General features: G+C 42.1%; 12 protein-coding genes, 4 tRNA genes and 1 pseudogene. 6 read left to right on the top strand and 11 right to left on the bottom strand.

Going from position 1 to position 17,263, the window contains the following annotated elements; all coding sequences use genetic code 11:
* Positions 1-6: 6 nt before the first annotated feature.
* Positions 7-2,076 carry a glycine--tRNA ligase subunit beta gene (glyS, locus tag FTT94_RS09380; protein ID WP_180170666.1) on the bottom strand — a complete coding sequence of 690 codons (2,070 nt, stop codon included), beginning with the start codon at positions 2,074-2,076 and terminating at the stop codon, positions 7-9.
* A complete protein-coding gene (glyQ, locus tag FTT94_RS09375; protein WP_067666981.1) occupies positions 2,076-3,059 on the bottom strand; it encodes a glycine--tRNA ligase subunit alpha in 984 nt (327 codons plus the stop codon). The genes glyS and glyQ overlap by 1 nt, the downstream gene beginning before the upstream one ends.
* Before the next feature lie 276 nt (positions 3,060-3,335).
* On the opposite strand from glyQ, the gene FTT94_RS09370 reads away from it, so the two are divergent.
* On the top strand, positions 3,336-3,659 hold the full coding sequence (locus tag FTT94_RS09370) for a 2OG-Fe(II) oxygenase (protein WP_257231360.1): 324 nt from the start codon (positions 3,336-3,338) through the stop codon (positions 3,657-3,659).
* A gap of 290 nt (positions 3,660-3,949) precedes the next feature.
* On the opposite strand, the gene FTT94_RS09365 is transcribed toward FTT94_RS09370, so the two are convergent.
* Complete coding sequence (locus FTT94_RS09365) at positions 3,950-4,552, bottom strand: OmpA family protein (RefSeq protein WP_180170664.1); 603 nt, start codon at positions 4,550-4,552, stop codon at positions 3,950-3,952.
* On the bottom strand, positions 4,552-5,133 hold the full coding sequence (locus FTT94_RS09360) for a hypothetical protein (RefSeq protein WP_180170663.1): 582 nt from the start codon (positions 5,131-5,133) through the stop codon (positions 4,552-4,554). Before FTT94_RS09360 ends, FTT94_RS09365 begins: the two co-directional genes overlap by 1 nt.
* Before the next feature lie 275 nt (positions 5,134-5,408).
* On the opposite strand from FTT94_RS09360, the gene FTT94_RS09355 reads away from it, so the two are divergent.
* Positions 5,409-6,515 (top strand): HPP family protein, encoded by a 1,107-nt coding sequence (locus FTT94_RS09355; RefSeq protein ID WP_180170662.1) that lies wholly within the window; start codon positions 5,409-5,411, stop codon positions 6,513-6,515.
* 118 nt (positions 6,516-6,633) lie between these two features.
* Here FTT94_RS09355 and FTT94_RS09350 read toward each other — a convergent pair whose 3' ends face one another.
* On the bottom strand, positions 6,634-6,891 hold the full coding sequence (locus FTT94_RS09350; RefSeq protein ID WP_180170661.1) for a PspC domain-containing protein: 258 nt from the start codon (positions 6,889-6,891) through the stop codon (positions 6,634-6,636).
* A gap of 301 nt (positions 6,892-7,192) precedes the next feature.
* Between FTT94_RS09350 and FTT94_RS09345 the strand changes: the two genes are divergently transcribed.
* Entirely contained in the window at positions 7,193-7,846 is a 654-nt protein-coding gene (locus FTT94_RS09345; RefSeq protein ID WP_257223018.1) for a hypothetical protein, read from the top strand.
* 137 nt (positions 7,847-7,983) lie between these two features.
* Here the strand turns inward: FTT94_RS09345 and FTT94_RS09340 are convergent.
* The 6 genes from FTT94_RS09340 to FTT94_RS09315 all read right to left on the bottom strand — a co-directional run bounded on the left by FTT94_RS09340 (position 7,984) and on the right by FTT94_RS09315 (position 14,203).
* Positions 7,984-8,059, bottom strand: a tRNA-Lys gene (locus FTT94_RS09340).
* Between the two features lie 262 nt (positions 8,060-8,321).
* Positions 8,322-8,397: transfer RNA gene (locus FTT94_RS09335), tRNA-Lys, on the bottom strand.
* Between the two features lie 49 nt (positions 8,398-8,446).
* A tRNA-Lys gene (locus tag FTT94_RS09330) sits at positions 8,447-8,522 on the bottom strand.
* 21 nt (positions 8,523-8,543) lie between these two features.
* Positions 8,544-8,619, bottom strand: a tRNA-Lys gene (locus tag FTT94_RS09325).
* A 140-nt stretch (positions 8,620-8,759) separates the two neighbouring features.
* Complete coding sequence (locus FTT94_RS09320; RefSeq protein WP_180170660.1) at positions 8,760-10,601, bottom strand: long-chain-acyl-CoA synthetase; 1,842 nt, start codon at positions 10,599-10,601, stop codon at positions 8,760-8,762.
* A 185-nt stretch (positions 10,602-10,786) separates the two neighbouring features.
* Entirely contained in the window at positions 10,787-14,203 is a 3,417-nt protein-coding gene (locus FTT94_RS09315) for an Rne/Rng family ribonuclease (protein ID WP_180170676.1), read from the bottom strand.
* Between the two features lie 394 nt (positions 14,204-14,597).
* On the opposite strand from FTT94_RS09315, the pseudogene FTT94_RS16920 reads away from it, so the two are divergent.
* From FTT94_RS16920 to FTT94_RS09305, 3 genes and pseudogenes are all read left to right on the top strand, one after another.
* Positions 14,598-14,906 (top strand): annotated as a pseudogene (locus tag FTT94_RS16920) (hypothetical protein).
* A gap of 55 nt (positions 14,907-14,961) precedes the next feature.
* Entirely contained in the window at positions 14,962-15,933 is a 972-nt protein-coding gene (locus FTT94_RS09310) for an RluA family pseudouridine synthase (protein WP_180170659.1), read from the top strand.
* 151 nt (positions 15,934-16,084) lie between these two features.
* Positions 16,085-16,753 carry an HAD-IA family hydrolase gene (locus FTT94_RS09305; protein ID WP_111884106.1) on the top strand — a complete coding sequence of 223 codons (669 nt, stop codon included), beginning with the start codon at positions 16,085-16,087 and terminating at the stop codon, positions 16,751-16,753.
* Positions 16,754-17,263 lie beyond the last annotated feature (510 nt).

Below are 17,263 nucleotides of genomic sequence, written 5' to 3'. Positions count from 1 at the left end.
TTAAACTTAGTGCTGTAACACTGAAATATCAGCCACTTTCGTAAACAAGTCACGAAGCTGTGCAAGCATACGTAAACGGTTCGCTTTTAAGTCAGCATCATCTGCCATCACCATCACACCGTCAAAGAACGCATCGACTGGCGCACGAAGTGCAGCAAGTGCAGACAATGCAGCAGTGTAGTCCTTCGCAGCAAATAATGGCTCAACCACAGGTGTGATTTTCGCAAGTTCAGCGAACAATGCTTTTTCAGCATCTTCAACTAGATTTGCTTCAACGACATTTCCTTCAGGTGCAGCTTCTTTCGCAAGAATGTTTGCAACACGCTTGTTGGCAGCGGCAAGTGCAGCAGCTTCAGGGAGGTCACGGAAATGATTTACCGCATTTACACGTTTATCAAAATCAAGTGGCGATTTTGGAGAAAGTGCTTGAACCGCTTGAATCACATCTACAGCCACGCCTTGGTCTTCGTATTTAGCACGGTAACGACCTTCAAGGAATGCAACAGCATCCGCTAAAGTCTTATCGTGATCTTTCAATACATCGCCATAAGCAGCAAGTGCAAGTTTGATTAGATCTTCAATCGAAACATCTAAATCATTTTCAGTCACAAGACGCAAGATACCAATTGCAGAACGGCGCAGTGCAAACGGATCCTTCGAACCTGTCGGCGCTTGACCAATACCAAAAATACCTGTGAGCGTATCTAAACGGTCTGCAAGCGCGAGCGTTGTACCGGTCTTGGTTTTTGGTAAAACGTCACCAGCAAATTTAGGTAAGTATTGTTCACCTAAAGATTCAGCAACTTCATCATTTTCGCCTTCAATACGTGCGTAGTAAGTACCCGCAATACCTTGAAGCTCAGGGAACTCACCCACAAGTTCAGAAGTTAAGTCGCATTTTGCAAGGAGTGCAGCTTTTTCTGCATCAGCTGGGTTTGCGCCAGTAATCGGCGCAAGCGCCACAGCCAGCTTGGCAATACGTTCAGATTTGTTCCAAAGCGTACCCAATTCTGCTTGGAACACCATGTTTGCCAATTTCTCTTTACGAGACGCAAGCGGCTGCTTTTGATCTTGCAGGAAGAAGAATTCAGCATCTGACAAACGCGGACGTACAACTTTTTCATTCCCTTCAATAATTTGAGACGGATCTTTCGACTCAATATTTGACACGGTAATGAAGTAAGGTTGAAGTTTATTGTCGCTATTCACTAAGCAGAAATACTTTTGGTTGTCCTGCATCGTCGTGATGAGTGCTTCTTGAGGCACTGCAAGGAAGCGTTCTTCAAAGCTTGCACGAAGCGCAACTGGCCATTCAACCAATGCTGTTACTTCGTCACGTAAGTCCGCAGGGACAATCGCAAAGGCATTCACTTCATCAGCCAAAGCTTTCACTTGTTGGTCGATGATGGCTTGGCGCTCTTCAAAGTTTGCAATCACTTTTGCAGTACGCAGGGCATCAAGATAAGCATCGGCATTTGCAAGTGTAATTGCTTCAGGAGCATGGAAACGGTGACCATAAGTCACGTTACCTGCTTGGTGATCCTGAATTGTTGCTTCAATCACATCACTGTCTTTCAACAACACAACCCATTTTACAGGACGTACAAATTCAGTACGGCTTGCAGCAGAACGCATGCGTTTTGCAATAGGTAGGTTATCTAAAGCGGCTTGTAAAATTTGTGGAAGTAAAACATCAAGGCTTTGACCTTTTACATCTTTTAAGTAGCACACTTTTTCAACTTTACCCGCTTGGAAAGTTGATACTTGATCAACTGTAATGCCTTGACCGCGCATAAAGCCTTCAAGTGCTTTAGTCGGTTTGCCTTCGGCATCAAATGCTGCTTGTTTTGCAGGGCCATCAAAACGTTTTTGTGTGTCGGCTTGCGCTGCATCAACATTCACAATTTTAAGTGCAAGGCGGCGTGGTGCTGCATATGCTTCGATTGAATCGAATGCTAGACCTGCGTCTTTTAAGCCTTTTACCGTTTCTGCATGTAGCGCATCACGTAATTTTTTTAAGCTTTTGGGTGGAAGTTCTTCGCAGCCTAATTCGAACAATACTGTATGTTTAGACATTATTTGCTCTCCTTAGATTCTACTTTTGCTTCCGCTTCAACTTGAGCTTTGAGTTGAGCAAGGACTTCGTCACGTAAAGCAGGTTCTGCCATCGGGAAGCCAAGCTTCGCACGCGCAGCGACATAGCTTTGTGCAATAGCACGAGCCAATGTACGGACACGTAAAATATAACGTTGACGTTCAGTTACTGAAATTGCGCCACGTGCATCAAGCAAGTTAAAGCTATGCGATGCTTTAATCACTTGCTCGTAAGCAGGAAGTGGAAGTTCCGCTTCCATTAAACGAGTCGCTTCCGCTTCATAGAAGTCGAAGAGTTCAAACATTTTTTCAACGTTGGCATATTCGAAGTTATAGGTTGATTGTTCCACTTCGTTTTGGTGGAACACGTCGCCATAAGTTACAGTACCAAACTGACCTTTAGTCCAAACCAAATCGTAAACAGAGTCTACACCTTGGAGGTACATCGCTAGACGTTCTAGACCGTAAGTGATTTCACCTGTCACAGGGTAGCACTCAACACCACCAACTTGTTGGAAGTAAGTGAACTGAGTCACTTCCATACCGTTTAACCAAACTTCCCAACCTAAGCCCCATGCGCCAAGTGTTGGAGATTCCCAGTTGTCTTCCACGAAACGAATGTCGTGAACAAGGGTATCAATACCAATGGCTTTTAATGAATCTAAGTACAACTGTTGAATGTTGTCTGGGTTTGGTTTCAGCACCACTTGGAACTGGTAGTAGTGTTGTAGGCGGTTTGGGTTCTCACCATAACGGCCATCTTTCGGACGGCGAGATGGCTGAACATAAGCAGCGTTCCAAGTTTCAGGGCCTAAGGCACGTAGGAAAGTTGCAGTGTGGAATGTACCCGCACCCATTTCCATATCGTATGGTTGAAGAATTACACAGCCTTGTTCAGCCCAGTAGTTTTGTAAGGCAAGAATTAAGCCTTGGAAGGTATCAATATGCGATATGGCGCGACTCATGGTCATCCACTTAAAATTAGATAAAAATTGTGCTCAATTATAAGGATTTTGGGGGTGTGTGGCAAAGGTTTCGCGTGAACAAGTGGGCTTTTAATGCCAGATAGAATAAAGGCACTGCGGGTTTTAAATGAAGCTGAGTCTTTATTGGTGAAATATGGTGGCAATAAGACAACTTCATCAGTGATACTGTTGTTAACGATGATCATGCTATAAAAATACAATGAAATTTAGGAATAATAAAATTATTCAAAGACTTATGGGTTCGAAGTGGTTGCATTGAAAAAAGGAAGACAGCATTCGGGTTGTGACAAAATGTTGTTATTACAAAACCATTTAGGACTTAAATGTGATGCCTATTTTCTTCATTTTCCTGTGGGTTCAATGATTCCACCACATCAAGATCTCGTACAGCAGGGGCGGCATTTTAGGTTGAATATCGTGATTAAAAAATCTAAAGCAGGTGGTGAATTTATATGTGAGCGAAGCATCATTGATTTACCAAGAGTTAAATTATTTAGACCGGATTTGTATCGGCATGAGGTTACAGAAGTGCAGGGCAGCTCACGCTATGTATTAAGTATCGGATGCGTAATCGATTAAATTTGATAGATAAAATTAATATCTTTAAGAAAATTCAGCCTGTCATTTTCAAAAAAATCCCAAATAACCAACAGGGTAATCGGTCTTTTATAACGTCTTTTGCAACTTAGGTGGCTTGGTACAGCATACGAAAATCGAATAAAAAATATCGCCGCTCAATGAACGTTTGCTATATGACTTTGGCGCGTCTATCGTTTAGAGATATTCTCAAAAAAAGAATCAAAATTCACCACTAAAAATTTAGTCGTAAAATAAAAAATGAGTCGTTTAGACTCATTTTTATCAAGGCTTTATGACTCAGATAAGCTTTTGGTTTTATTAATTACAATTTCAACCCGTCGATTTTTCTGACGACCTTCAGGATTGTCCTCACCATTAGATAGGGTATTCGGTTTAAGCGGCTGACTTTCTCCCATCCCGCTGATTTGATAATTTAAATCAATACCTTGGGCTTTAAAATAATCACGCACCGCTTCAGCCCGTTGTAACGACAGTTTTTGGTTGGCGGCATCTGAACCAATATTATCGGTATGGCCGACAATGGCAATAATGCCTTTACCTTTGCTTTTTAAGGTCTGGGCTGCTTGCTGTAACTCAGGTTCAGCTTCGGGTTTTAAATTGGCTTTGCCAAAATCAAACAGCACATCCGAACTTAAATTCACCTGAATATTAAATTCATTATGATTGGCACTTAAATCTGAACCGACAGCCGATAAATTACTGGCTTCTGCCTGAGGTTGACTTGGTTCAGATGGCTTCGGCTGCTGTTCTGGCACAGTCTGAGTGTTGTCTATTTCTGCGACGTTCTGTTCAGTCTGCGGTGGATCAGTTTTGGAATCTACACATCCTGCAATCAATAAGCTCAAACTTGCGCTATACAGTAATTTTCTCATTAGCGTTCAACCGGTATGCCGTCAAAAGAACCTGCATTACCTAAATTGATGCTAATGGTCTTGGTGCTTTCAGGCGGCGCAGGGAATTTAAAGGTGAGTAAAATAGGTTCATAACTGGCTTTTTGGATAGCTTTATTTGTTGCATTTAAAGGTGCTGCCATCCAAATGCCAGCATCATCTTGCAGCAGTCCTACTTTTTTGGCTGTGTCATCATCAATATAATTGGTTTGTGACAAATTAATGGATGTGCTCATAAATTCAGTGTTTCCATTTGGGGCAGGGTTAGGTTGAGCTATCACTTTTACAGTTAAAATTTTTCCAATCACCTTGACGCTTTGTAAACCTAAAGTGCCTTTACTCATGGGGATTTCAGCTAAAGTGGGTTGAGGCGCTGGTGTTTCAACTTGTGGTGCTGGTTCTCGAATAAGATCATCCCCATTTTTTGCAGTTTCAGTTGGGGCCATTTCTTGAGGTGTATTATCATTGGCTGGCGGATTGGCTTGTTGAGGTTCTTTGGAGCAGGCCGATAAACCCAAGCCAAGCACACAGAGGGCACACATTGCGAAGATATTTTTATTCATTCAGAACATCCTTTTTTCAAATATTTTTATAGGTCTTTTGACTATAGGGAATTTTAAACAGCTAGCCTGTCTAGGTTTTGTTGTAAAACGTTAATGAAATAAGAGAGATGAGCAGGTGATTGACTCGTGAGCATTATTCAGTTCTTTCGGCTTTAATTTGGATTAGATATTGTTCAGTAGAAAATTTTATAAGATAAAGGTATAAAATAAATACATCTTATAAGAGACTTCGTTTTATAATCGCCCATCTGTTCGAATAATCAATCAGGCATCTCGTGTTTCACGCAAAATCAGCTTGGCTTAATACGCTTAAACCCAACTTTAAAGTTTTACCATTAAAAGATCGCATCCTATGTGGGGTAGGTGCTTTGCTGGGCCTGAGTATTTCTTCGCTGATCAGTTGGCTGGCGCTAGATGACTTAAATGCGTGGTATATCGCCCCGATGGGCGCATCGTCCGTACTGCTCTTTGCTGTACCTGCCAGCCCATTGGCACAGCCGTGGAATATGGTAGTCGGTAATAGTCTTGCGGCCTTGATTGGCGTGACGTGTGCGATGTTTATTCCTAATTTAACCGAAGCATTTAGTATCGCGGTTGCATTAGCGATTATCTTAATGATGACCACAGACTCATTGCATCCACCAAGTGGAGCCGTGGCGATTACAGCGGTATTGGGCGGAGAGGCAGTCCATGATTTAGGCTATGCCTTTCTTTTTTATCCAGTCCTTTTAAATTCGGTCCTCTTGATGGTGGTTGCTATCATTTATAACCGATTACTAGGCAAGCAGTATCCACAAAAAGCACAAGTCAATACTCGGACGACAGATCCAACACCGACACAAAAAGTGTCGATTCAGCCAGCGGATATTCAGCAAGTCTTAGAACAGCAAAGTCAGTTGCTTGATATTAGTGAATATGACTTACAAAAAATTATTTTAGAAGCACAGCAGTTAGCTAGTCGTCGTGGTCTAAGCCAGTTTCATTGTCGTGATCTCATGAGCCAGCAAGTGATTAGCTTGCGTGCAGAAGATGATATTCAGTCAGCATTGGAAAAGTTTAAACAAGTCAATTTGATGAGTTTGCCAGTGGTGAGTGATTTGGATCGCTTGGTGGGAAATTTGGCTTTATATGATGTAGTGGAATGGTTTAAACGTGCCGCAGACCCCAAAGCCAGTTGGGAAAATCACGTTTATCAAATTATGAATCCCAAAGTGGTGACCGTGCAGCCGGATCAACCCATTCAAGATTTAGTGCCGTATTTTGTGGAAAGATCTTTTAATTATATTCCAGTCGTTGAGCAAAAACGGTTGGTGGGAATGATTAGCCGTGCTGATATGATTGCCGCCTTATATCAACAGTTAAATCAGCAAACAAAATCTTAAGCCTTAAACTTTGATTTAAATTCATCAGACTTAAATATGGTTTTGCCAAAATGTAGGCAAAAAAAAGCTACGGAATCTTGGGGGAGAAACCGTAGCGACCAAACTGGGTCAAAGGATTTTAACGTCTGTCATCATTCACAGTACGAATCGGGTCTGAATAGCCATTGGTACGGAAAAAGTTATCTTGTGCTTTAGGCATGACTATCCATAAAACCAAGTACACCAAAATACCGGGAAAGGCTGCGCTTAAGCATGATACAAAGATAAAAATAATACGCAGTAAATTTGCGTTCCAACCAAAACGTTCAGCAATACCCCCCATCACACCAGCAATCATGTTAGAGCGGTTTGAGCGATATAAACCAACATTGGCCATTCAGGTCTCCTTCAAAAAAAGAATAAATTTGAATATTTCCAAATTCATATTATAGAAATGGTGACAAGCTTTACGATTTAAAGGGTGCAGAAAAAAAATTAAGTAAAGTTATGTAATTTGAAGAATTGGTTTGATTAGTTTGCCTTTAAAATAGCTTGAGTATTAATTAAATATCAACGATAACAATGAGATATGATTAACATATATCGCAAATATATGTATACAGCGTTGATTTTTTGATTACAATATTAAGTCAGCAAGAACTGAAAAAACCAATGAATGATTGGTCTTGGCACATTATATGAAAACATCGGCTTCACCTTTTTTGATGAAATTTGCATATCTTTCAGTGTTTGCAGGAGTGTTCAGCCTCTCTTTTATTGGTTGTAGTCCAACGCCTCAACCCGCAGCGGAAAAGGGTGAAAGTTCGGCATCAACTGTCGCATCGGAAGTTCAAGCGAAGCAAGATCATGGAAAAAAATTAACCCAAGTGGCAGGGCAGGCGACATTGCCGAATGACGAGGACATAAAGTCAGCTCCTGTTCCTGAGCATGCCAAAATTTTTATTGGACGTTTTCATGCCAAAGTAAAATGCGATGACAGTTTTATTCCATGCCCAGAAGGCGATGCGGAGTTCATTCTTAACTTATTGCCAGATGGCACGGTACACCGCAGTATTATTCAAATTGGTAAAGTGTTTGCTGAAAAAACCAATACGCCAGGCATTAATGTGAAATACCGTAAGGATACGTGGAGTGTCAATGAAGCACATACCGAGCTGGTGGTTCATCGAAAAGAAGGCGTGAATTTTTATTATCACGTGATTAATGAAAATAAAATCACCATGGATTTAGACAAAATTCGTCAAGGTGAAGTTGATCGAAATCAGGAATTATTTTCCAAGGGTTATCCTCAGCCGCAACATGCCTATACCTTGGTGAAAGACCCAAATTAAATACTGCGAATGAAGTAAATAAAATTATAAATTGCGTTTGAGTGTCGGCGTGAAATTCGCAGACATTGGCTAATCGAATGCAACTAGCTTATAAAAAATTGAATTATTAATACGATATAGTTAAGACAAAACAGAATTGGTGGGTTGTGTGGGGTTCGAACCCACGACCAATAGATTAAGAGTCTACTGCTCTACCAACTGAGCTAACAACCCTGGGAAAATTTTAAAAGAGCATTTTAAAATTTTAGCAAGATAAACGAAGCGCGTAGTTTTGAATACTAGGGAATATTTGTTATCTAAAATTTTTCAGGTCAAATACTTCATCTAGCAAGACAAGAATGATACTTCGCAACATCGCTATAGCAAAATTTCGAGAATGGCGAATCAAAACCAATAATGGTGATGGTTTGTCTTGGTCGGAACCTGCAGGTTTCTTTTTCTTCAACTGCCGGAAGAAAGAAGCCCTAAGAAAGAATGGTGGGTCGTCCGCGACTCGAACGCGGGACCAATAGATTAAAAGTCTACTGCTCTACCAACTGAGCTAACGACCCTTAGGGGGTATGCACAAGATTGTAATCTAAAACTGGCATTTTAGAAAGATGGTGGGTCGTCCGCGACTCGAACGCGGGACCAATAGATTAAAAGTCTACTGCTCTACCAACTGAGCTAACGACCCATCTTGTGGTATCGAAGGAAATGGTGGGTCGTCCGCGACTCGAACGCGGGACCAATAGATTAAAAGTCTACTGCTCTACCAACTGAGCTAACGACCCATTTCGCTTGATGGTGCGTATTGTAGCAAGATCTGCTTCAAGCGCAAGTAAAAAATCATAAACTTGCTTGTGTTTGATTATAAATACAACAATGTGGCTCATTTTGACGGGTGATTGTCGTCAAAATGAGCAAGTTTGATTTAGAAACGGTATTGATAGGCCTGAATATTGTTATAAATTTCAGGAGTTAAATCACAGTAAGCAGTTGCATTTGGCAGCAATACCAATAAACGTTCATCTGTTTGCTGAGGATCAAAGGCTTGTTCTTTCAGCTTGTTTTTTTGGTATTTAAACGTACCTGTGGTTTCGACTTTTTTCTGTACACGTAAAAATACCGGTACAGCATAAGCGGGTAAGCATTTTTTAAATTGTAGAACCATTTCACTACAATCTTGTTCGTTGAGTTCGGCACCATCGGTGAGCGTGATGGCAGCCATACCTGCACGTCCATTGGTATCTGGAATTTCTACGCCATAAACCACAGCTTCAGCAATTTTATCGTACTCACTCACCATATTTTCAACTTCAGTGGTTGAAACGTTTTCACCTTTCCAGCGGAAAGTATCGCCTAGACGGTCGACAAATTGTGCATGACGGAAGCCAATATCACGGACCAAGTCGCCTGTGTTGAAGTATGAATCACCATGTTTGAATACATCTTTCATAATGACGGATTTGTTTTTTTCCGTGTCGGTATAGCCATCGAAAGGTGAGCGACGGGTAATTTTACCGATGAGTAAGCCGACTTCGCCTTTTTTGACTTTAATGCAGCGACCTTTAGCATCATGTACAGCTTCATTTTTTTCTTTATCAAACTGAATAATCGCATAAGGCGTTGGTGAAAAACCAACGGTATTGTCGAAGTTAAACACATTACTAAAGCCGACGTTGCCTTCACTTGACGCATAGAGTTCAAGGACTTCTTCAACCCCAAAGCGTTCTTTAAACTTATCCCAAATGTTTGGTCGCATGCCATTACCAATCATTTTTTTCACACGATGGCCTTTTTCAAGGTCTGAATGTGGGGCATCCATTAAATAGCGGCAAAGTTCGCCCACATAGCCAATGGCTGATGCATCAAATTTTTGTACATCTTTCCAAAATGAAGAGGTCGAGAACTTGCGGCGCAGGGCAAGGGTAGCACTACCTGCAATCACCCCACACCAACAAACCACAGTACCTGTAGCATGATAGAGCGGCAAGGTCACATACATCACATCATCTTTGTTCAAATTGAGGACGTGACCATATGTTCCATAAGCCAAAGTCCAACGGCTGTTGGTGAAAATCACCGCTTTAGGTAAGCCTGTTGTCCCAGAGGTGTAGATATAAAATAGGCCGTCTTTGCCTTTTACGCTTGCAGTGGTTGGCGTGTTGAATTTTGGAAATTCATCAATCGCTTCTGCAAGATTTAAGAAGCCTTTAGGTGCTTTACCGGCATCTACACGGGTGGCCTGATCTGCGAACCAATGTAAACGATCTGCAGCCACACTGAGATCATTACGAATCTCTTCTACGGCTTGACGGCATTCTTCGCCCACAATTACCGCAATTGGGTTTACTAAGTTGATACTGTGTGTCAGGACTTTGCCGACTTGTGAGGTGTTGACCAAGGCACTAGTGACGCCAATTTTGGCTAATGCCACGATAGTTGCCACGAGTTCAGATCGGTTCTCGATCATCACTGCAATCACATCACCTTTTTTTGCGCCGAGTGCTAGGTAATAGTGACCAATTTGATTGGCCCATTCATTGAGTTCGTTATAGGTGTATTTTTGCTCTTCAAAATATAGCGCATAGCCTTTGGGATTACGCTTTACGGCTTTTTCAAATGCAATCCCTAAGCCTGCGGAAGTATTTGGGGTACGTAAATAGGCTTGCTTTAGACCACTCAACAGGTTGGGTACTTTGCTAATGAACGCGGGAATTTTTGCTGCAACATCAGCAATCCCAATAAGGTCGTGTTGTGTAGTTTGGCTCATGTGAATCCTATTTATTTTTCGTAATCCGATACGGTCTATTTCTTTGCAATGAAATTTGCAGCAAATTCTACAATTGTCTTTTAATCGTTTCGATCTAGTGCAATCAACCTAATTTGACAAAAGTATCAAAAAAAAACCAGTCACCGAAATGACTGGATTTTTTTATTCACCTGCAAAATAGCAAATTACTGCTCAGTTGCGGTGTTTGCTTTTTTCGGTGGACGACCGCGAGGACGACGAGGGCGTGCAGGTTTTTCACCTTCAGCGGCCGAGTTTTCGTCTACAGGAACCTCAACTTTCTTTTCCGCTTCAACGGCTTGAGCTTTTTCTTCTACTGGTTTAGTAGGAGCTTCAGACACTTCTTCCGTCTTTTCAGGCTGCGCACTCACATCCAGTTCAGCTTGAACGGGTGTCAGTACTTCAGCTTGAACGGGTTCAGGTGCTTCAGTTTGACCTGCAACGTCGGATACATTGGCTTCAACTGTAGCAGCTTTAGCTTCTGCAACTACAGGCGCCTCAATAGTAGTGTCTGCGACAGGCGTAGCTTCCACCTCAGCATGTGCTTTTGCTTGGTCTTGTTTCGCTTGTTCAGCGGCAAGTTTAGCAAGGCGACGACGCTCACGTGGGTCATTAGCAACACGTTTATCTGACACAGGCTTTGGTGGTGTCAAATCCAACATTGGCGCTGGTTCAGCTTCAGGTGCAGCTTTTGCAACTTGAACATCACGAGTGACAGGCTTTTTCTCTACAGCTGTTTCAGCTGCAGGTGCAGTCAAAGTTGCGGCATATTCTTCCGTGAATTTTTGCAATGCACGGTTGAATGTTGGAATTAAGCCAAATTGCTCAATCAGTACTGAGCAGTCTTCGCCGTATACATGCTTAATCAAGCTGCTTATAGTGTATTGACCTAGTGTCGGCACTTGAGATGGCGAAATTTTCGGAGCCTGTGCTTGTTGAGCACGAGCTTCACGCTGTTCACGGCGGCGCTGACGAGGGTCATTGCTTGCACGAGACGGTTTTTGCTGCGCATGCTGTGGTTTATGCGCTGCTTCTTTTGTTTCAGTCGCAGGTTTTTCCACTTTTTCTGCTTCAACGACAGCGGCTTTTTGGACTACTGGGGTTTCTACAGGTTTTTCAACTGCTGGGGTAGTATTTAGCGCTACGATTTCGCTTTGAGCTTGATCAACATTTACTACAAGTGCTGTTGGCATCACGTCTTGACGTGGTGCATCAACAACTTCAACTTTAGGTTGACGTTGATTGCGGTTTTCAGGTTGTTGCTCAGTTGCAACTTCCTGAGCAATCGCTTGCTCGTTCAATACGCTTTGATCGCGGTGGCGATTTGGGCGATTTGGACGTTGTTGGTTGTTGCGGTCACGACGTGGAACAGACTGCGGTTGTTCATTGTTTTGAACATCTTGCTGTACTTGTTCGTTGTTGTGTTGACGACGTGAGTTACGACGGTTTTCACGTTGGTCTTGACGGTTGTCTTGACGTTCAGAACGTTGCTCTTGGCGTTCGTTTTGACGTGCTTCGTTATTACGCTGTTCTTGACGGTCTTGACGTGAAGGTTGTAACACTTCCTCATGAACTTGATGCGGTTGAGCTTCTTGTTCACGTGGCTCTTTATGCTTAGTACGCTTTTTGTTGTGACGTTTTTCTTCACGTTCAGCTTTTTCTGAATGGCTGTCACGTTCTTGTTTGTGCACAACAGAAGAAGGCGCAAGGTAAGCATTATTGTCTGCGACAACAGCAGGCGCTGCCGATGCAGGGGTAATTTGACCAAACTGGCCACGGCTTGCAGCACCGCCATTTACCATTTGTTCAATTGCAGCAGCGGCATTGTTTGCAGTACGCGACTGGTCAACGGTTGCAGCTTGTTTTTGAACAAATAAGTTTTCTAACCATGCACATGGACTAGATGATGCTGCAGGAGCGGCAACTTGTGCAGGTGCTTGTTGGGCAGCAACAGGTTGTTGCTTATTCTTTTTGTGGCCTTTTTCTTGTTGTTGTACAGGTGCTTGTTGCTGAGCAGCAGCGGCCTGTTCTTCACCTAAGTGCCACTCAGATGCTTCGTAACCCAATTCTTTTTCGCTAGAACGTGTTGCTTCAGTGCGTTCATAACTTGTCGGTGCAAAACCTTCAGGGTTATATGAAATTTCGTAATGTGGTGTTTCTAGGTGAGGGTGTGGAAGTACAGTCACACGGACATTTGAAGTTTGCTCAAGATATACAAGGCTGTGACGCTTTTCATTCAATAAGAATGCAGCAATTTCAACAGGCACTTCAACTTGAACTTCACCATGACGTTCGCGTAGCGCAATCTCTTCCACTTTACGCATAATCGAAAGTGATAAAGAGCGTAGGTCACGTACCATACCTGTACCATGACAGCGTGGGCATACATAACCAGTGGCTTCTTCAAGCGATGGACGTAAGCGTTGACGGCTCATTTCCATCAAACCAAAGCGTGACAATTGACCGAATTGGATACGCGCACGGTCACTTTGTGTTGCTTCACGAAGTTTAGCTTCAACCATACGTTGGTTACGGTCTTTGGTCATGTCGATGAAGTCGATCACAACCAAACCACCGATATCACGTAAACGTAATTGGCGAGCAATTTCTTCTGCTGCTTCAAGATTGGTATTTAGCGCTGTATCTTCTACGTCGCTACCACGTGTTGATTTTGCAGAGTTAATATCAATTGAAACCAATGCTTCAGTTTGGTCAATCACAATTGAACCACCAGAAGGAAGTTTTACTTCACGCTCATAGGCCGTTTGGATTTGACTTTCGATACCAAAATGAGCAAATAACGGTTCATTTAAAGTATAAGTTTTTAATTTGTCGATTTGACGTGGCATCACCGCTTTAACAAAGTTATATGCTTCGTTATACGCTTGCTCAGAGTCAATCAGAATTTCAGCAACATCATCACGTAAATAGTCACGAATCGCACGTGTAACCACACCGGCTTCTTGGTGAACCAACATTGGTGATGGACCTGAACTTGATGTGCTTTGGATTTGTGCCCAAAGGTCAAGCAAGTGTTGCAGGTCAAGTTGCAGTTCTTCTTGAGAACGACCAATACCTGCAGTACGTACAATTACGCTCATGCCACGAGGGACATTTAAAGACGCCAACATTTCTTTCAATTCTTCACGAACTGAACCTGAAATTTGACGGCTAATACCGCCACCTTTCGGGTTGTTTGGCATCAATACCAAATAACGACCAGCAAGTGAGATAAATGTAGAAAGGGCAGCACCTTTATTACCACGTTCTTCTTTTTCCACTTGAACCAAAAGTTCAGTGCCTTCAGTGATCAATTCGCGGATGTTTGAAGTTTGGCGAGGATCTGCTTTGTAATAAGAATTGGCAATTTCGCGCATCGACAAGAAGCCTTGACGACCTGCACCGTATTCAACAAATACAGCTTCTAATGAAGGTTCTACGCGGGTCACATGACCTTTATAGATATTCGATTTTTTTTGTTCACGGGTACGATTCTCTAAGTCAAAATCGTAAAGACGCTGACCAGTGACAAGTGCAACGCGAATTTCTTCGGCATGTGTTGCATTAATCAACATACGTTTCATGGGTGTAACACCTAATAGTGATACACAGAAGAACATCGCCTGACTCGTAGCGAGCATCAGATAGCATGGATCAAGTTGCACAGATCGAAAAACATCATCTGTGCATGTGTACCGACCTTCTTTGGGCGGGCAACGGTTTTTGATTCACGTATTGATGATGGCAATACGGCTTCAATCTTTTAAACGATTAAAGTCACCTGAACGCGTTTCACTGGCGGACAAACGGTGCATTGGATGTGAGTAACTTTCACTGTCACATTGCTCGAAGAGCATCCATTCATATCTGATAGAGCGTCTTGATACGGAATTATCATCGTACCTTTACAAACTGTGCAGATCCAATGCATCAAACGTTGTGGCCTGAACACGATTTCCAGGGAGCGACTGGTCTGATGTGTATCAGTTTACGTTTAAAAACCAACCTTGGTTGGCACATATTTTTTTGGGGCAAACTGTTTTATGTACCTACGGCACAATTAAACGCAACAGTTTGCAGTTTTGCCGATATAATAAGCCTTCGGCGTCGGCATAATTCTTTTGGGACCTTTCCGAGCTAAATGAGTAATTGCTTGAAAGTTCAATGACAGTAAATACTGAAATGAATCAACTTTTACTCAGTTACGGTGGTTTCCGTGCGCTGACTATATCAAACCTTGCATCATCTGCCTATGGGCTAAGCTTATGTTTCTTGCGAAAAGTATAGCTTAAATGATCAATTTTTAATCAATTTTAGTATTTTTTTAGGTCACAGTAACTGTATGAATTCTACGCAAGAATGGCAAAGCGTCACCTGGTTTGAAGTGGACGAGCATCAGGCGGGTCAACGTATTGATAATTTCCTGTTTAGTCGTCTGAAAGGTGTGCCTAAAAGTCGCATTTATCGTCTGATTCGTGAAAGCCAAGTCCGCGTCAATAAAAAACGCGTCAAAGTGGAAACCAAACTCAATATTGGTGACCAAGTTCGAGTTGCTCCAATTCGTTATGAGCAAAAAGATGAGTCTGCGGTTCCTGTATCGGATAAAGTCGCGCAAAGTTTACTGAGCCGTGTGGTGTATGAAGATGAAGGCTTAATGGTGGTAAACAAACCTTCTGGTATTGCTGTTCACGGCGGTAGTGGTGTGGCGTATGGCTTGATCGAAGGTTTACGTGCCGCAACAGGGAAGAAATACCTTGAGCTGATTCACCGAATTGACCGCGACACTTCTGGTTTGGTGATGATTTCGAAAAAACGTAGTGTGTTAAAAAGCCTGCAAGACATGTTACGTGAGCACAAAATCCAAAAAACTTATGCTGCTGTGGTGAAAGGCGTGGTGAGTTTGGATAAGCAGCTCATTGATCAGCCTTTGCATCGTTACGAACTGGCAAATGGCGAGCGTCGTGTTCGTGTATCACCTAAAGAAGGTAAAGAGTCGAAGACGCTGTGGAAAGTGAAAGAACGTTTTATGCATGCCACATTGGTCTATGCGTCTCCACTTTCGGGCCGTACCCATCAGATCCGTGTACATGGTTTAAGTATTGGTCATCCATTGGTGGGCGATGAAAAATACGGTCATGAAACTGAATACCGTGGTCCAAAGCCACGTCGTTTATGTCTACATGCTATGCGTTTAGAAATTCCGGGTTACCAAACCATTGAAGCGCCATTGCCAGAAGATATGCAAAGCCTTGTGGCGCAGCTACGCGCGCAAAAAGCCGACAAAGTGGTGAAGTCTTCAGAAGATGACGAGTAAGTTTTAAATACGAGACTTCTCTCCCTGAGCAGGACTGCTTCGTAAGTTTTCTTTCTCCCTCTCCTTTAAGGAGAGGGCCGGGGTGAGGTAAATAAATTGATGCACTCCAGAATCTGAATTACCAAACACTGAATCAAATCTAGGAAAACGTATGAACTCAGCTGTAAAACTAGTCATTTTCGATTGGGATGGCACTTTATTTGATTCTGTGGGTCAAATTGTAGCGAGTTTAAAATTTGCAGCAGATCAATATTCACAGCCGCTGACCGATGCTGATGCGAAAAGCATTATTGGTTTAGGTCTGCCGGAAGTCGCACAGCGGTTATTTCCGACGGTTCCTGAATTGCACAGCGACATTTTGCAAAGTTATGCCGATCACTATGTGGCCCATTCCAAAGGGGATATGTGGTTTGATGGTGTCGCGGATATGTTGCAGGAATTACGCGATGCCGGTCTACAATTGGCTGTTGCAACAGGAAAAAGTCGTAAAGGTCTAGACCGTGTCTTGGCTCAAACGCAAAGTCATGAGTTGTTTCGTGCGACACGTGCAGCCAGTGAAACCAAATCTAAGCCAGATCCGTTGATGTTGGCAGAAATTTTGGCGGAAACAGGACTACGTGCCGATCAAGCCATTATGGTTGGTGATACGTCGTATGATTTAGAAATGGCCCTCAATATTCAGATGCCACGTGTAGGCGTGAGCTATGGAGTGCATACTGTAGAAACACTCCAGTGTTTTCAACCCTTACATATTGCACATAGCGTAGGTGATTTGACTGAATTTCTACTAGAACACGTGAAATTACGTCTAGCTGTATAGTTTTAGATACAAACGAGTAAAAAGGGTGAAATTTGTTTTCACCTTTTTTGTTACCAAATGAATAGTAACGCAAGCTCTAGTTGTTGAAATGAGTAAATTCAATTATTTAAAAAAGTAATAACACTAGATTTTTCTACAATAACAAGCAGTCTTCTAGCAAATTTACCTTAAAAAGTTGAGCGCAACTATTTGGCCTTTTACCACAAGCTGGAATAGATTTTTTGTTTGAATTTTTGGTTTTATCTTATTGTTGTTTATTGATTTATTTTTAAATTTTCAATTTATTAAACTAAATCAGATGAAATTGAACACCTATGCGTAAAAGTTGGCCTGACGCTAAAATAATCTTTTAATCTTATCTTTTAGTCGTATAAGCCAAGTTTTTTAGTAGAGATTCAGATTTAAGGGCGAAAAGAATAGTGAATTTTATTTAATTATTTTGACTTAAGTTTTTGAATATTAATAACAAATAATGATTAATTTATAGCTAATAGCTATAGTCATAAATAA

Origin of the sequence: Acinetobacter sp. YH12027 (assembly GCF_013420085.1) — a bacterium.
Taxonomy (GTDB): Bacteria; Pseudomonadota; Gammaproteobacteria; order Pseudomonadales; family Moraxellaceae; genus Acinetobacter; species Acinetobacter amyesii.
The sequence above is the reverse complement of the archived record's forward strand: the minus strand, read 5'-3'. Positions and strand labels throughout refer to the sequence as shown.

Excerpts from the sequence above, each read along its gene's own strand:
- glyS (WP_180170666.1), bottom strand. The coding sequence starts at position 2,076 with ATGTCTAAACATACAGTATTGTTCGAATTAGGCTGCGAAGAACTTCCA.
- glyQ (WP_067666981.1), bottom strand. The coding sequence starts at position 3,059 with ATGAGTCGCGCCATATCGCATATTGATACCTTCCAAGGCTTAATTCTT.
- FTT94_RS09365 (WP_180170664.1), bottom strand. The coding sequence starts at position 4,552 with ATGAGAAAATTACTGTATAGCGCAAGTTTGAGCTTATTGATTGCAGGA.
- FTT94_RS09360 (WP_180170663.1), bottom strand. The coding sequence starts at position 5,133 with ATGAATAAAAATATCTTCGCAATGTGTGCCCTCTGTGTGCTTGGCTTG.
- FTT94_RS09350 (WP_180170661.1), bottom strand. The coding sequence starts at position 6,891 with ATGGCCAATGTTGGTTTATATCGCTCAAACCGCTCTAACATGATTGCT.
- FTT94_RS09345 (WP_257223018.1), top strand. The coding sequence starts at position 7,193 with ATGAAAACATCGGCTTCACCTTTTTTGATGAAATTTGCATATCTTTCA.
- FTT94_RS09320 (WP_180170660.1), bottom strand. The coding sequence starts at position 10,601 with ATGAGCCAAACTACACAACACGACCTTATTGGGATTGCTGATGTTGCA.
- FTT94_RS09315 (WP_180170676.1), bottom strand. The coding sequence starts at position 14,203 with ATGAAACGTATGTTGATTAATGCAACACATGCCGAAGAAATTCGCGTT.
- FTT94_RS09310 (WP_180170659.1), top strand. The coding sequence starts at position 14,962 with ATGAATTCTACGCAAGAATGGCAAAGCGTCACCTGGTTTGAAGTGGAC.
- FTT94_RS09305 (WP_111884106.1), top strand. The coding sequence starts at position 16,085 with ATGAACTCAGCTGTAAAACTAGTCATTTTCGATTGGGATGGCACTTTA.